Source organism: Plantibacter sp. Leaf314 (assembly GCF_001423185.1).
In the GTDB taxonomy this organism is placed as follows: Bacteria; Actinomycetota; Actinomycetes; order Actinomycetales; family Microbacteriaceae; genus Plantibacter.
On the sequence record NZ_LMOB01000002.1, the window covers coordinates 54,941 to 68,850 of the forward strand.

The window sequence follows — 13,910 nt, forward strand, 5'->3', positions numbered from 1 at the left end:
ATGGAGGTCACACCATGGCGGTAACGAGCGAAGCGACGACGGTCTGGAACGGCACGCTGTTCGAAGGTTCAGGGCACACGAGTCTCGACACCTCGGAGGCCGCGGAGTTCGCCGTGGACTGGAAGGCCCGCTCCGAGGGCTCCAACACGACCACCACCCCGGAGGAGCTGCTGGGAGCGGCGCACGCCTCCTGCTACTCGATGGCCTTCGCGAACGAGCTCACCAACGCCGGGTTCCCGCCGGAGCGCATCCAGGCGACCGCTGCCGTCTCCTTCATCCCCGGCACCGGGATCACCGGCAGCCACCTCCTCGTCAGCGCGGTCGTCCCCGGCATCTCGGAGGCGGACTTCGAGCGCATCGCCGCAGCGGCGAAGGACGGATGCCCCGTGTCGCAGGCGCTCGCCGGCATCCCGATCACCCTCGAGGCCAGCCTCGCGTAACCTCCCCTCCCCGCAGCACGACCAGGAAGGCGACGCGCATGCGCATCGTGATCGGCGGAGCCTCCGGGCTCATCGGAACCGCACTCGGCGGCTCACTCGAGTCGGACGGCCATGAGGTCGTCCGACTCGTCCGGCGTCCTGCCCGCGGGCCGGGCGAGGCCCAGTGGGATCCGCTCGCGGGCTCCCTGGACCCCTCGGTGCTGAACGGCGCCGACGCGGTGGTGAACCTGTCCGGCGCCTCGCTCGGCAAGCTCCCGTGGACGCGCGCCTATCAGTCGACGATCCTGTGGTCGCGCCTCAGCGCCACCCGCACCCTCGTCGACGCGATGCACCGGGCCGATCAGCCGCCCGCGGCCTTCCTCAGCGGTTCGGCGGTCGGTTACTACGGCGACCGCCCGGGCGAGACGCTGACGGAGGAGTCCACCCGCGGGTCCGGGTTCCTCGCCGACGTCGTCGTGGCCTGGGAGGAGTCGGCCCTCGCTGCACCGGAGTCCGTCCGCACGGTGTTGTTGCGCAACGGCATCGTCGTCGACCTCGACGGGGTCCTCAAGCCACTCGCGCCCCTCACCCGGTTCGGGCTCGCCGGCCCGCTGGGCAGCGGTCGTCAGTACTGGCCGTGGATCGGCTTGGCGGACGAGGTCAGGGCGATCACCCACCTCGTGACCTCCTCGCTCAGCGGACCCGTGAACCTGTGCGGGCCACAGGCGGCCAGAGCGGACGACCTCATGTTCGAACTCGCACGACGGATGAACCGGCCCTACCTCCTGCGTGCTCCGACATTCGCCCTCAAGGCGTTGCTCGGTGACGCCGCGGACGGTCTCCTGCTCAGCGATCAGCGCGTCGAGCCCCGCAGACTCCTGCAGGACGGGTTCACGTTCAGCACGCCGACCGTCGAGGACGCCCTGGCCGAGGCACTCGCGCGGAGCTGAGCGCCGTCAGTCGCGTGCGAGCCGGATCGCCTGCCGGATGGCGGCCCTGGCTCGTCGACGGTCACCCGCCCCGTCGTAGACGAGGCCGAGCCGGTACCAGCTGCGCCAGTCGTCCGGTGCAGCCTCGGCAGCGTCGCGGTACTTCGGGAACAGCTCGTCAGCGGCGTCCCGCAACGGCCGCCCGCTCTCACGGGTCTCGACCCGCTCGGGTGGGAGCCCTCCTTCGGTCTCGAGCCTGACGCCGAGCCGCTCGGCGCCCACCCCGAAGGCGATCTCACGCCAGAGCGCCCAGACGCCGACGACGGGGAGCACGATGAGCGCCGCGCCCATCGCGATGCCGACGGGCTCGCCCGTGCCGAGGAGGACGACGGCACGGAACCCGACGAGGACGATGTAGAGGACGAGCAGGATCGCGAGGATCGCGACCATCACGCGGGTCTTCACAGGGTGCTGGCCGCCGCGGCCTGGCCGGACACCTGCTCGGGAGCGCCGGCTGCCGCGCGCCCGCCCGCCGGCGCTGGACGGTCGATCCCGAGGTCGAGGAGGCTGTCGAGACCGACGGTGACGCCACGGGCGTCGCGTGCCGCCGCGAGGGCGAGTCTGATGCCGCGCTCGTACGAGGCCGGCGAGATGGTGTCGTGCGTGATCGTGACGAGCTCGTCGACGCCTCCGAACACGACCTGCTGGCGCGCGACGACGCCCTGGAGCCGCAGGCTGTGGATCGGGATGCTCGAGACCTGCTGCCCTCGGGCGCGCTGGTCGGTGTGCGGCGCGGCGACCGGTCCGCGGTCGCCCCGGGCGTCCATCATCAGCTCGGCGGTCCGCACCGCGGTGCCGGAGGGCGAGTCGACCTTGGTGTCGCGATGGGACTCGATGATCTCGATCGAGTCGAAGAACCGCGCGGCGACGGTCGCGAGGCTCGTCGACAGCACGGACCCCAGGGAGAAGTTCGGGATGATCACGACCCCCTGGTCCGGCAGCTCGGCGAGTCGACGCCCGAGGCGGTGGACGCGGTCGGCGGACCATCCGCTCGTGCCGACGAGGACGTTGATGCCCTGGGAGAGGGCGTGGTCGACGATGCGTTGACTGACGCCCGGGACCGTGACGTCGACGACGAGGTCTGCGCCGTCCATCTCGGTCAGCTCGCTGGAGGATCCGAGCGAGGCGACGAGCTCGAAGTCGTCGAGTGAAGCGATGATGCTCGTGAACAGTCGGCCCATCTTGCCGCTCGCGCCGGCCAGCGCCACTCGTGTCGTCATGCCCTCAGCTTACGTGCTGCCCGAAGGCGTCGTCCTAGGCTGGAGGCATGCTGACCTTCTCCCCCGCCGCCGTCGACACGGAGCCCGCCGCCACCCTCCTCGGTGAGTACTTCACCTCCCGCGAGCTCGGGTTCACCGGCGGGAAGTACCGGGTCTTCACCCCGGATCCGGCGATGTTCACCCCGCCCGCCGGCGTCTTCCTCGTCGCACGAGCAGACGACGAGGCCGTCGGGTGCGGAGGCGTCCGCCGCATCGCCGACGCCGAGGACGGCGCCGTCCGGTTCGAGATCAAGCACCTCTGGTTGCGCCCGTCGACGAGGGGCAAGGGCTACGGACGCTCGATGCTGACGGCACTCGAGGAGCGCGCGGTGGAGCTCGGCGCGACCCGGCTGGTGCTCGACACGAACGCGACCCTGGCCGCCGCCGGGGGCCTCTACCGCTCGAGCGGGTACGTCGACGTCCCGGCCTACAACGACAACCCGAACGCGACGAACTGGTACGCGAAGGACGTCTGAGCGCCTCGACAGGCTCGGCGACCGGGTGCGGCCCGGCGACCGGGTGCGGCCCGGAGACCGGGACCGCCCGCTGCGTCGGTCGGTCAGACGATGTGCGGCTCGGGAAGACCCGTCCGGAGTTCCATCGGCAGGTGCGCGAGGTCGTTGTGGGTGATGAGGCTCCAGGGACGACCAGCCCGCTGGTGCAGCACCGTGAGGCCGCCGTTGGCCTGGTTGATGCTCACCCAGCGCCAGCCCGGGGCCTGCAGGGCCTCGCGGACCAGCCAGCCGATGACGAAGTTGTGCGTGATCAGCAACTCGTGATGGTCACCGCGCTTCGGTGACAGGAACTCGGCGGCGGCGTCCGCCATCTGCGCTTCGCCCGCCTCCACCTCGGCCTCCGTGATGGACCCGAAGAACGGGTCGAAGGCCGACGGGGTCTCCGGCGCGCGTCCGCTCGGGACACAGTCGAAGAGCAGGGACGAGGGCTCTGGTGTGACGGCCGGCATCCGCTCAGCGATGATCTGCGCGGTCTCCGCCGCGCGCTGCAACGGCGAATGCCACGCGGCCGTCATCGGCACCCCGCCGAGCCGTTCGGCGAGGAGCTGAGCCTGCCGCCGGCCACGTGCCGACAGCGGACCGTCCGGCAGACCGTGCTCCGCATGCTGTTGCTCGCCGTGTCTGACGAGATAGAGGTAATGGGACATTCAACGCACCCCCGCGATGATCGGAGCGAAGGTGTCCTCGTCGACGGCTCCGACCGCCGACACCGTGATGGGCTGCGCAGCGAGATGCTGCGCGAGCTGCTGGACCTCGTCCTGCCCGACGAGCTGGAGGCGACGGATGCTCTCGTCGAGGTCGATGAACTCGCCGAGCGTCAGCTCCGCCCGGCCGAGGCGACTCATGCGGGAGTCGGAGTCCTCCAGGGCGAGCGCCGAGGCGCCGCTCAGCTGGCCGAGGGCCCGCGACAGTTCATCGTCGGTCACACCGTGTTCGGCGAGTCGGTGGAGTTCTGCGAGCATGAGCTCGGCGACCGTCGCGGCCTTCGCCGTGGAGCAGGCGGCGGCGAGCCCGAAGACCCCCGCGTCCGAATAGCTGCCCGCGAAGGAGTACACGGAGTAGGCGAGGCCACGTCGTTCCCGGATCTCCTGGAACAGCCGGCTCGACATACCCCCGCCGAGGACGGAGTTGAGCATGCTCATGGCGAACCGTCGCTCGTCGCCCGCGATGAGTCCCTGTCCGCCGATCTGCAGATGGACCTGCTCCGTGGGTCGGTGCACCACCGACAGCGGTGGTCCGCCGAGGACGGACGCCGCCGCGAGCGTCCGTCGGGGCACCGGCGCGGCGACCGCGTCCGCAGGCCAACCGGCCTCCACGAGGGCCGCCGAGACCTGCGCGACGAGGGCGTCGTGGTCGACCGCACCGGCCGCCGTCACGACGACGTCGTTCGCCCGGTAGTTGGCGCGGTAGTGCGCGAGGACGGCGTCCCGGCCCACCTCGATGATCGACTGCGGCCGACCGCCGATCGGACGCCCGAGTGGGTGCTCGCCGAGGACCCCCTCGAAGAAGCGCTCGTTGGCGACGTCCCCCGGGTCGTCGTCCATCATGGCGAGTTCCTCGAGGATGACGCCGCGTTCGTTCTCGAACTCCTCGGGGTCGAGCAGGGAGGAGGTCAGCATGTCGGTGATGACGTCGACCGCCATCGGCAGGTCGCGGTCGCGCACCTTCGCGTAGTAGCAGGTGTGCTCCTTGGCCGTCAGCGCGTTGTGCTCGCCGCCGACCGCGTCGAACGCGATCGCGATGTCGAGCGCCGACCGCTTGGCCGTGCCCTTGAACAGCAGGTGCTCGAGGAAGTGCGTCGACCCGAAGGTCGCCGGTCGATCGGCGGTCGCCGGCTGTTCATCACGGGACCCGACGGCCACCCAGTAGCCGATCGTGGCGCTGCGACTGCCCGGCATGTGCTCGGTCAGGATGCGCAGACCGTTGGGCAGGACCGTGCGTCGGACGAGGGCGTCCCCGGATGCGGTGAACGCGAGCTCGGGACGAGTGAGCGGAAAGTCGACGGCGGCGTTCATCGTCCCAACCATACGTCAGGTTCCCGGGCGTCGCGCGCCGGCGTCCGAGCCGGAGCGCCTCGGGAAGGCGTCAGCGCAGGCGTCCGGAGACACGGTCCAGTTCGAGGATCTGCCCGCGGCTCAACCGGACGTCCGCCGCCGCGATGAGCGAGTCGACGTGGGCCGGCTGTGAGGCGCTCGCGATCGGGGCGACGACGCCCGGACGTGACATGGCCCAGGCGAGGGCGGCCGAAGCGACGGAGCACCGGTTCTCCGCAGCGATCTCGTCGAGGACGTGCAGAACGCGGAGTCCGCGACGGTGGAGGTGCGTCGCGGCGCGGCTGCCGCGGGTGCTGGGATCGAGGTCGGACCGGCTCCGGTAGCGCCCCGTGAGGAAGCCGTTCGCGAGCGCGAAGTACGGCAGGACACCGAGGTGCTGCGCCGTCGCGACGAGCGCGAGGGTGCTCTCGTACGGTTCGCGGTGCATGAGGCTGTAGTGCGTCTCGAGGGCGACGAACTGGGTGAACCCGCTCGCCGAGAGGATCCGTGCCTCCATGAGCCGTTCCGGCGTCGTGTTCGAGGTGCCGAGGTACCGGACCTTGCCGCTCTCGATGAGCCAGTCGACCGTCCCGAGGCTGTCGGCGAGGGGCACGCTCGGGTCGTCGTCGTGGAAGGACAGCAGGTCGATGTGGTCGGTCTGCAGGCGCTCGAGGGCCGCTTCGACCGCCCGGATGATGCTCACCGAACCGAGACCGGGGTAATCCGGGTGGCGCCCGATCTTCGTCGCGACGACCATGTCGTCGCGGTTGCCGCGCTTGCGCATCCAGTTGCCGATGAGGATCTCACTGCGGCCGCCCGCGTAGCTGTCGGCGGTGTCGACCATGTTGCCGCCAGCGTCGTGGAAACGGTCGAGGATGTCCGTCGTCGTGTCCGGGTCGACCGTCCAGCCGAACACGCTGCCGCCCAGGACGACCGGGAAGACCGACAGCTCGGAGTCGCCGATCCTGCGCCTCGGCACGCCGTCGGCGTCGGCACCCTGGACGGGCGTCGGGAACGACGGGTGGGGGACCCGCTGCTCGGGCTGGGGTGCCGTGTCGTCGCCGACGCCCTCCCCGCTCAACAGCGAACTGCCACGGGTGCTCGACGAGCGCCAGAGGTGTGGCATCCCCTGCCCCTCTCTCGGTCCGACCGACCGATGACGCGCTGCACCGCCGGGTTCCGAGCGTTGCGCGAGGTGCCGGTGCTTGTCACCAGGCTAGAGGAGACGGGCGCCTTCCGCGGGACGACATCACGCCCGTGTGGCAACTGATTCGTAACGATTCCGGACGGTGCCGGATCACCGCCCGTCGACCGGGGTCCCGGCTCGCGCGAGGACCGAACGAGCGTGCCGCAGGAGGGGCTCGTCGATCATGCGCCCCTCGTGGCGGAACACCCCGCGCTCCCCCGCCGCGGCCTCGAGGAGCGACCTGGCCGCGGCCACCGTCCGGGCGTCGGGACGGTAGGCGGCACGGATCGTCGCGACCTGTCCCGGGTGGATGCAGGCCGAGCCGACGAACCCCACGGCGGCGGCGTCCGCGGCCTCCGCCGCGAGCCCGGCGAGGTCGTCGAGGTCGAGGTGGACCGCATCGACGGCCACCACCCCGGCCGCTCCGGCGGCGAGCAGCACCGACGACCTCGCGTGGCGCACGACGTCGCGATAGCCGCCGTCGTCGCGGCGGCTGCTCGTACCGCCCAACGACGCGACGAGGTCCTCGGACCCCCACATGAGTCCGACCACCGACGGGTGTCCGGCGAGCGCCGGGGCGCGCACCACGCCGGCCGCGGTCTCGCAGAGCGCGAGGATGCGGACGCCGGGGATCGCGTCGGCGAGCTCGTCGAGCTGCGCGGTGGTCTCCGTCTTCGCCAGCATGACGGTCCGGTAGCGGGTGGACGAGACCGCGGCGACGTCGGAGGCGAACTCGTCCGAGCCCACCGGGTCGACGCGGACGATCGTCCGTGCGGGATCGAGCGGGTGCTCGACGATCGCCCGACGGGCAGCGGGTTTGTCGGCCGGCGCGACGGCGTCCTCGAGGTCGAGGATGACGGTGTCGGCGCGGTCTGCGGCCTTGGCGAACCGGTCGGGTCGGTCGGCGGGGACGAAGAGGATCGCCGGTCCCAGCGACAGGGATGCCGCGGTCATCGTGCGTCCAGGCGGCGGACGAGTGTCGTCCGGGTCGCGGTGGCGACGACGACACCGTCCTGGTTCCGTCCGGTGTGCACGAGCGTGACGAGCCCTTCCCCCGGTCGTGACGCCGACGGCCGCTTGGCTCGGACCAGTGTCTCGGCGTAGAGCGTGTCCCCATGGTGCATGGGCCGGGGGAAGGCGACCTCCGTGAAGCCGAGGTTGGCCACGATGGTGCCCTCCGTGAGCTGCGCCACCGAGAGTCCGACGATGGTCGAGAGGGTGAGCATCGAGTTCACGAGTCGCTCGCCGAAGGGTTGCGTGGCGGACCAGGCGGCGTCGAGGTGCAGCGACTGCCCGTTCATGGTGAGGGTCGAGAAGAGCACGTTGTCCGCTTCGGTGATGGTGCGTCCCGGTCGGTGGCGGTAGATCGTGCCGACCGCGAACTCCTCGAAGAACAGCCCGCGCTGCTCGACGACCGGGCCGGGACCGTCCTCGGGTCCGTCCTGCGGTGCACGTTCGTCCGTCATGGTCATCTCAGGACGCGAAGCCGAGTTCACGGGCGATGATCATGAGCTGCACCTCGGTGGTGCCCTCACCGATCTCGAGGATCTTCGAGTCGCGGTAGTGCCTCGCGACCGGGTTCTCGTTGAGGAACCCGTAGCCGCCGAAGATCTGGGTCGCGTCCCGCGCGTTGTCCATGGCGGCCTCCCCGGCGACCATCTTGGCGATGGAGGCCTCCATCTTGTACGGCGCTCCGCGGTGCATGCGCGAAGCGGCGTCGTAGTAGGCCTGCCTGGCGGTGTGGACCCGCGCCTGCATCTTCGCGATCCGGAAGGCGATCCACTGGTTGTCGCCGATCGGGCGCCCGAAGACGACCCGTTCCTTCGCGTAGCGGACGGCCTCCTCGAGGCAGCCCTGGGCCGCCCCCACCGCGAGGGCGGCGACCGCGATCCGTCCGCCGTCGAGCGCCGACAGGAAGTTGGCGTAGCCACGACCGCGCTCGCCCAGGAGGTTGGCCTCGGGGACCCGCACGTCGTCGAACACCAGGGGGTGCGTGTCCGAGGTGTGCCAGCCGACCTTGTCGTACGGGGGCAGCGCGGTGAAGCCGGACGTCGGTACCGGGACGAGGATGGAGGAGAGTTCCTTGGTCACCCGCCCGTCGGCGCGGGTCCGCTCCCCCGTGACCGCTGTGACCGTGACCAGCCGCGTGATCTCGCTGCCCGAGTTCGTGATGAACTGCTTCGTCCCGTTGATGACCCACTCCCCGTCGACCAGCTGCGCGGTGGTCTCGGTCGCGCCCGCGTCACTGCCGGCTCTGGCCTCCGTCAGCCCGAAGGCGGCGAGCACCTTCCCGCTCGCGAGCTGCGGGATCCACTCCTCACGCTGTGCGTCGGTGCCGTACAGGTAGATGGGCATGGCGCCGAGTCCGACGCCGGCCTCGAGGGTGACGCCGATGCTCTGGTCGACACGTCCGAGCTGTTCGACGGCGAGACAGAGGGCGAAGTAGTCCATGCCGCCGCCGCCAAGCTCCTTCGGGAACGGGAGCCCGAAGAGTCCGAGCTCCCCCATCTGCGCGATGATGTCGTACGGCAGCCGTCGCTCGGTGTCGTACTGGTAGGCGGCGGGCGCGACGACCTCGTCGGCGAAGGCCTTCACCGTGTCGACGATCCGCTGGTGCTCCGGGCTGAGCTCGGTGTTCATACTGGTGCTCCGTTCGTGGGTGCTGCGACGGGGTCCGCGGCGATCGTCGCGACCGATTGGCGGGTGGCGACCGTGCCGCCCGTGGTGACATGGACGGTGACGACGCCGGCCGCGGGCGCGGTGAGGAGGTGCTCCATCTTCATCGCCTCGACGGTGACGAGCGGTTGTCCGACCGCGACGTCGTCGCCGCTCGCGACGTGGACGGCCGTGACAGTGCCGGGCATCGGGGTCCGGACGTCCGGCTCGACGGCGCCGGGTGCCGATGCGGCCCCCGCTGACGGCACCGCGTCGCGTGGGACGACCGCGACGACGCCGATGACGCCGTCGAGAGCGGTCCAGCGCTCGTCACCGATACGCATGGTCTCGAACGGGACACTGGTCCCGCCGTGCTCGAAGCGCCAGGCGCGGTCCGTCCGTGCGAGGACGGCCGCATGGACGGGTTCGGCCTCGGCGACCGTGACCCGGGCGTCGTCGCTCGGGCCGAGGACGTCCACCCGGACCCGGCGTCCGTCATCGGTCCGCAGATGGACCCGCGACGGCGCGGCACCGCTGAGCCGCCAGCCTCCGGCGTCGGACCACGGCGTGCCGAGCGTGCCGGCGCGATCGGCCAGGGCGACGGCGCGGTCGTCCAGTTCGGCGAGCGCCGCCGCCGCCAGGGCACGGTCGTCCGGTGTGGTCACCGGCGACTCGGCGAGGAGTTCGGCGATGAGACCGGTGTGCAGGCGTCCCTCGACCACCTCCGTATCGGTGACGAGGCGGCGCAGGAAGCCGAGGTTCGTCCGGACGCCGAACACGATCGTCGCCGCGAGAGCCGCGTCGAGTCGACGCAGGGCCGATTCGCGGTCCGGTGCCCAACACACGATCTTCGCCAGCATGGGGTCGTACCAGGGTCCGACGAACTGCCCCTCCGCGATGCCGCCGTCCACCCGGACGCCGGGCCCAGAGGGCAGGCGCACCCGTTCGAGCACCCCGGTCTGCGGCAGGAAGCCATTGGCCGGGTCCTCGGCGTACAGCCGGGCCTCCACCGCGTGACCGGTGAGCACGATGTCGTCCTGGGTGAGCTCGAGTGGTTGTCCGGCGGCGACACGCACCTGCCACTCCACGAGGTCGAGACCCGTGACGAGCTCGGTGACCGGATGCTCCACCTGCAGCCGGGTGTTCATCTCGAGGAAGGCGAACTCGTCCGGCCGGTCGTCGGCGACGAGGAACTCGACCGTGCCGACGCCCCGGTACCCCACACTCCGTGCGACGGTGCAGGCGGCCTCCCCGAGCCGTGCCCGCTGACCGGCGTCGATGCGGGGCGACGGGGACTCCTCGACGACCTTCTGGTGTCGACGCTGGAGCGAGCACTCGCGTTCGCCGAGATGGAGGACGGTCCCGTGGGCGTCGGCGAGCACCTGCACCTCGATGTGCCGGGGCCTCGTGACGAACCGTTCGAGGAGGAGCGTCGGGTCGCCGAAGGCGGCTTGGGCGACCCGATGAGCCGAGGCGATCGCGGCGGACAGCTCCTCGGCGCGCTCCACCACCTGCATGCCCTTGCCACCGCCGCCGCCCGCCGGCTTGACGATGAGCGGGAACCCGATCGCGATGCCGGCCGCGGCGAGCGCGTCGTCGTCGAGTGAGGGATCGGCGACACCCTCGATGATCGGCACCCCTCGGGCGGCGACGTGGTCCTTGGCCCGGATCTTGTCCCCCATGAGCTCGAGCGCCCGTTCGTCGGGGCCGATGAAGACGATCCCGGCTGCGGCGAGCGCCCGTGCGAGGGCCGGTTGCTCGGACAGGAAGCCGTAGCCGGGGTGCACCGCCTCCGCTCCGGTCGCCAGGGCGGCGCCGACGACGGCTGCGACGTCGAGGTAGCTCTCGGAGGCGACCGCCGGTCCGATCCGGACCGCGCGGTCGGCGAGGCGGACGTGCGGGGCGTCACGGTCCGCGTCGCTGTAGACGGCGACACTCTCGACACCCATGGCTCGGAGGCTGCGGATGACGCGGCAGGCGATCTCCCCACGGTTCGCGACGAGCACGGTCCGGAACGGGCGCTCGAGCAGGGTGCCCGGGCGGTTCGACGTCTCGGTCATGGTGCCGTCACATCCTGAAGAGGCCGAAGCCGGGGTCGGGGAGCGGGGCCCGGGAACACACCTCGAGCGCGAGTCCGAGGACGGTGCGGGTCTGCGTGGGGTCGATGATGCCGTCGTCCCACAGCCTCGCCGTCGAGTAGTACGGGTTCCCCTGCTCCTCGAAGTCGGCGAGGATCGGCGCCCGGAACGCCTCCTCGGCCTCGGTCGTCCACTCCTCGCCCCTGGCCTCCAGCTGATCGCGCTTGACGGTCGCGAGGACGCTCGCCGCCTGCGGTCCGCCCATGACCGAGATCCGTGACCCCGGCCACATCCAGAGGAAGCGCGGGTCGTAGGCGCGACCGCACATGGAGTAGTTCCCGGCGCCGAAGGAACCGCCGATCACGACCGTGAGCTTCGGCACCCGGGTGGTCGCGACAGCGGTCACCATCTTCGCGCCGTGTTTCGCGATCCCGCCCGCCTCGGCGTCGCTGCCCACCATGAACCCGGAGAGGTTCTGCAGGAACAGCAGCGGGATGCCCCGTTGGTCCGCCAGTTCGATGAAGTGCGCACCCTTCAGCGCGGACTCACTGAAGAGCACCCCGTTGTTGGCGACGATGGCGACGGGGTGGCCGTGCAGGTGCGCGAACCCGGTGACGAGGGTGTCGCCGTACTCACGCTTGAACTCGGAGAACTCGCTGCCGTCGACCAGGCGTGCGATCACTTCGCGGACGTCGTAGGCGGTCTGCAGTTCCACCGGGACGACGCCGTACAACTCCGACTCGGGCACGGCGGGCGGGACGCTCGGACGGACCACCCAGGCTCGCTCGTGCGGTGGCGGGAGGGTCGCCACCGCCTCCCGGAGGATGTCGAGCGCGTGGGCGTCGTCGTCAGCGAGATGGTCGGTGACCCCCGAGACCCGCGCGTGGAGTGCTCCCCCGCCGAGTTCCTCCGGGGTCACCACTTCGCCGATCGCCGCCTTCACGAGCGGCGGGCCTCCGAGGAAGATCGTGCCCTGTCCGCGGACGATGACGTTCTCGTCGCTCATCGCCGGCACGTACGCACCGCCGGCGGTACAGGAGCCGAGCACGGCGGCGAGCTGCGGGATACCGGCCGCCGACATCCGCGCCTGGTTGAAGAAGATGCGTCCGAAGTGGTCGCGATCGGGGAACACCTCGTCCTGCCTCGGCAGGTTCGCGCCGCCGGAGTCGACGAGGTAGAGGCAGGGAAGCCGGTTGGCGGCGGCGATCTCCTGCGCCCGCAGGTGCTTCTTGACCGTCATCGGGAAGTAGGAGCCGCCCTTCGCGGTCGCGTCGTTCGAGACGACGAGCACGTGCCGGCCGTGGACGAGTCCGATCCCGGCGATGACGCCTGCGCCGGGACTGGCCCCGTCGTACATCCCGTCGGCCGCGAGCGGCGCGATCTCCAGGAAGGGGCTGCCCTCGTCGAGCAGACGGTCCACACGCTCCCTGGGCAGCAGCTTCCCGCGGGCGACGTGGCGGGCCCGCGACGAGGCGGGACCGCCGATCGCGGTCGCGGSGAGCCGCTCCGTGAGCGTCCGGGACAGCGCGCGTTGCGCGGCCTCCTGATCCCGGAATCGTGCTGCGGTGGGATCCGCGCTGCTCGTGAGCTTGGACACTCCGGCTCCTGTCGTCGTCGACGGTGTGGGAATTCAGTTACTGAACACTCACTGAAACAGAGGTTACGCTTCATTCACTGAAAATGTCCACCCCGAGGAGGCCCGATGTCCGACCACGAGCCGTCGTCGTCGCCCGCCACACGCGTCGGACGCTCGGAGGCCAAGGCGGCCCGCCGGGCGGCCCTCCTCCGGTCGGCGGCCGGACTCTTCGCCGAGCGCGGCTTCTCCGGGGTGTCGATGGAGGACCTCGGCGCCGCGGTGGGCATGAGCGGACCCGCCGTCTACCGCCACTTCGTCAGCAAGCAGGCGGTGCTCGCCGCGCTCCTCGTCGGGGTGAGTCAGGACCTCCTGGACGGAGGGACGGCCGAGGTCGAACGGTCTCCGGATGCCGGGCAGGCGCTGCACGCGCTCGTGTCCTTCCACGTGGCCTTCGCCCTCGAACACCCGGACGTCATCCGCATCCAGGACCACGATCTCGACAGCCTCGCCCCCGACGACCGTCGCACCGTCCGCACCCTGCAACGCCGGTACGTCGAACGGTGGGTGGACGTGTTGCACGCCCTGCACCCGTCCACCTCCACAGCAGCCCTCCGGATCCGGGCCCTCGCGGGCTTCGGTCTCATCAACTCCACGCCGCACAGCGCCTCGCTCGGGCGGAACGACGCCGGGGCGGTCGACCGGGACGCGATCCGCTCGACCCTCGAGCGGATGGCCGTCGCGGCACTGAGCACCCCCTGAACCGGCCGCCCGGCCTCAGTCGGAGAGCACCGACAACACGTTGCCCGCCGGGTCGGTGAACCAGGCGATGTCCGGCCCGTTCCCGCGCATGATGCCCTTCGGGTCGGTCGGGAGCTGCTCGTCCGGGTAGAGCTTCGTCACCACGCCGCGCGCGTTCAGCTCGTCGACCGCCGCATCGATGTCCGCGACTGCGAAGTTGAGGACGGTGAAGGACGCCGGCACGTGGTCGGGCTTGCCGTAGACGAGGACCGACCCGCCCGCAGGGAGCGACAGGTCGAGGAACCCCATCGCGTTGTCGGCGACGGAGAGGCCGAGGACATCGCGGTAGAACGACCTGGCCGCGTCGATGTCGTCGACCGAGAATCCACTGAAGACATCCGTGTACGAGACCATGAGCCGCTCCTCCGCTTCGATGTGTACACTGTGCACAATGCCACGTCC

Annotated in this window: 15 protein-coding genes; 4 read left to right on the forward strand and 11 right to left on the reverse strand. The window is 71.0% G+C overall.

Annotated features, from left to right (window positions below):
- Positions 1 to 14: 14 nt before the first annotated feature.
- Both ASF68_RS13535 and ASF68_RS13540 read left to right on the forward strand, forming a co-directional pair.
- Complete coding sequence (locus ASF68_RS13535) at positions 15 to 440, forward strand: OsmC family peroxiredoxin (RefSeq protein WP_056012150.1); 426 nt, start codon at positions 15 to 17, stop codon at positions 438 to 440.
- A gap of 38 nt (positions 441 to 478) precedes the next feature.
- Complete coding sequence (locus ASF68_RS13540; RefSeq protein ID WP_056012153.1) at positions 479 to 1,369, forward strand: TIGR01777 family oxidoreductase; 891 nt, start codon at positions 479 to 481, stop codon at positions 1,367 to 1,369.
- A 6-nt stretch (positions 1,370 to 1,375) separates the two neighbouring features.
- On the opposite strand, the gene ASF68_RS13545 is transcribed toward ASF68_RS13540, so the two are convergent.
- Complete coding sequence (locus ASF68_RS13545) at positions 1,376 to 1,798, reverse strand: hypothetical protein (RefSeq protein ID WP_369796507.1); 423 nt, start codon at positions 1,796 to 1,798, stop codon at positions 1,376 to 1,378.
- A gap of 11 nt (positions 1,799 to 1,809) precedes the next feature.
- Positions 1,810 to 2,628 carry a 4-hydroxy-tetrahydrodipicolinate reductase gene (gene dapB / locus ASF68_RS13550; protein ID WP_056012159.1) on the reverse strand — a complete coding sequence of 273 codons (819 nt, stop codon included), beginning with the start codon at positions 2,626 to 2,628 and terminating at the stop codon, positions 1,810 to 1,812.
- A 47-nt stretch (positions 2,629 to 2,675) separates the two neighbouring features.
- Between dapB and ASF68_RS13555 the strand changes: the two genes are divergently transcribed.
- On the forward strand, positions 2,676 to 3,143 hold the full coding sequence (locus ASF68_RS13555; protein WP_056012163.1) for a GNAT family N-acetyltransferase: 468 nt from the start codon (positions 2,676 to 2,678) through the stop codon (positions 3,141 to 3,143).
- An 83-nt stretch (positions 3,144 to 3,226) separates the two neighbouring features.
- On the opposite strand, the gene ASF68_RS13560 is transcribed toward ASF68_RS13555, so the two are convergent.
- The 8 genes from ASF68_RS13560 to ASF68_RS13595 form a co-directional block, all read right to left on the reverse strand.
- A complete protein-coding gene (locus tag ASF68_RS13560; protein WP_056012166.1) occupies positions 3,227 to 3,829 on the reverse strand; it encodes a histidine phosphatase family protein in 603 nt (200 codons plus the stop codon).
- Positions 3,830 to 5,197, reverse strand: coding sequence for a pitrilysin family protein (locus ASF68_RS13565; RefSeq protein ID WP_056012169.1), 1,368 nt, complete (start codon positions 5,195 to 5,197; stop codon positions 3,830 to 3,832).
- Between the two features lie 70 nt (positions 5,198 to 5,267).
- A complete protein-coding gene (locus ASF68_RS13570; protein ID WP_082456165.1) occupies positions 5,268 to 6,341 on the reverse strand; it encodes an aldo/keto reductase in 1,074 nt (357 codons plus the stop codon).
- A gap of 171 nt (positions 6,342 to 6,512) precedes the next feature.
- Positions 6,513 to 7,355 (reverse strand): CoA ester lyase, encoded by an 843-nt coding sequence (locus ASF68_RS13575; RefSeq protein WP_056012171.1) that lies wholly within the window; start codon positions 7,353 to 7,355, stop codon positions 6,513 to 6,515.
- Positions 7,352 to 7,867, reverse strand: a complete 516-nt coding sequence (locus tag ASF68_RS13580; protein WP_056013371.1) for a MaoC family dehydratase — start codon at positions 7,865 to 7,867, stop codon at positions 7,352 to 7,354. The genes ASF68_RS13575 and ASF68_RS13580 overlap by 4 nt, the downstream gene beginning before the upstream one ends.
- A gap of 7 nt (positions 7,868 to 7,874) precedes the next feature.
- Complete coding sequence (locus ASF68_RS13585; protein WP_056012174.1) at positions 7,875 to 9,041, reverse strand: acyl-CoA dehydrogenase family protein; 1,167 nt, start codon at positions 9,039 to 9,041, stop codon at positions 7,875 to 7,877.
- A complete protein-coding gene (locus tag ASF68_RS13590) occupies positions 9,038 to 11,116 on the reverse strand; it encodes a biotin carboxylase N-terminal domain-containing protein (RefSeq protein WP_056012177.1) in 2,079 nt (692 codons plus the stop codon). The genes ASF68_RS13585 and ASF68_RS13590 overlap by 4 nt, the downstream gene beginning before the upstream one ends.
- Before the next feature lie 7 nt (positions 11,117 to 11,123).
- The gene (locus ASF68_RS13595) at positions 11,124 to 12,731 is read right to left on the reverse strand and encodes a carboxyl transferase domain-containing protein (RefSeq protein ID WP_056012180.1); all 1,608 of its coding nucleotides are present in this window, start codon (positions 12,729 to 12,731) and stop codon (positions 11,124 to 11,126) included.
- A 105-nt stretch (positions 12,732 to 12,836) separates the two neighbouring features.
- Here ASF68_RS13595 and ASF68_RS13600 point away from each other — a divergent pair, with 105 nt between their 5' ends.
- Positions 12,837 to 13,469 (forward strand): TetR/AcrR family transcriptional regulator, encoded by a 633-nt coding sequence (locus tag ASF68_RS13600; RefSeq protein WP_056012183.1) that lies wholly within the window; start codon positions 12,837 to 12,839, stop codon positions 13,467 to 13,469.
- Between the two features lie 15 nt (positions 13,470 to 13,484).
- On the opposite strand, the gene ASF68_RS13605 is transcribed toward ASF68_RS13600, so the two are convergent.
- Positions 13,485 to 13,862, reverse strand: a complete 378-nt coding sequence (locus ASF68_RS13605; protein WP_056012186.1) for a VOC family protein — start codon at positions 13,860 to 13,862, stop codon at positions 13,485 to 13,487.
- Positions 13,863 to 13,910 lie beyond the last annotated feature (48 nt).

Excerpts from the sequence above, each read along its gene's own strand:
- ASF68_RS13540 (WP_056012153.1), top strand. The coding sequence starts at position 479 with ATGCGCATCGTGATCGGCGGAGCCTCCGGGCTCATCGGAACCGCACTC.
- ASF68_RS13580 (WP_056013371.1), bottom strand. The coding sequence starts at position 7,867 with ATGACGGACGAACGTGCACCGCAGGACGGACCCGAGGACGGTCCCGGC.
- ASF68_RS13560 (WP_056012166.1), bottom strand. The coding sequence starts at position 3,829 with ATGTCCCATTACCTCTATCTCGTCAGACACGGCGAGCAACAGCATGCG.
- ASF68_RS13570 (WP_082456165.1), bottom strand. The coding sequence starts at position 6,341 with ATGCCACACCTCTGGCGCTCGTCGAGCACCCGTGGCAGTTCGCTGTTG.
- ASF68_RS13600 (WP_056012183.1), top strand. The coding sequence starts at position 12,837 with ATGTCCGACCACGAGCCGTCGTCGTCGCCCGCCACACGCGTCGGACGC.
- ASF68_RS13585 (WP_056012174.1), bottom strand. The coding sequence starts at position 9,041 with ATGAACACCGAGCTCAGCCCGGAGCACCAGCGGATCGTCGACACGGTG.
- ASF68_RS13590 (WP_056012177.1), bottom strand. The coding sequence starts at position 11,116 with ATGACCGAGACGTCGAACCGCCCGGGCACCCTGCTCGAGCGCCCGTTC.
- ASF68_RS13565 (WP_056012169.1), bottom strand. The coding sequence starts at position 5,197 with ATGAACGCCGCCGTCGACTTTCCGCTCACTCGTCCCGAGCTCGCGTTC.
- ASF68_RS13535 (WP_056012150.1), top strand. The coding sequence starts at position 15 with ATGGCGGTAACGAGCGAAGCGACGACGGTCTGGAACGGCACGCTGTTC.
- ASF68_RS13605 (WP_056012186.1), bottom strand. The coding sequence starts at position 13,862 with ATGGTCTCGTACACGGATGTCTTCAGTGGATTCTCGGTCGACGACATC.
- ASF68_RS13545 (WP_369796507.1), bottom strand. The coding sequence starts at position 1,798 with ATGGTCGCGATCCTCGCGATCCTGCTCGTCCTCTACATCGTCCTCGTC.
- ASF68_RS13575 (WP_056012171.1), bottom strand. The coding sequence starts at position 7,355 with ATGACCGCGGCATCCCTGTCGCTGGGACCGGCGATCCTCTTCGTCCCC.
- ASF68_RS13555 (WP_056012163.1), top strand. The coding sequence starts at position 2,676 with ATGCTGACCTTCTCCCCCGCCGCCGTCGACACGGAGCCCGCCGCCACC.
- dapB (WP_056012159.1), bottom strand. The coding sequence starts at position 2,628 with ATGACGACACGAGTGGCGCTGGCCGGCGCGAGCGGCAAGATGGGCCGA.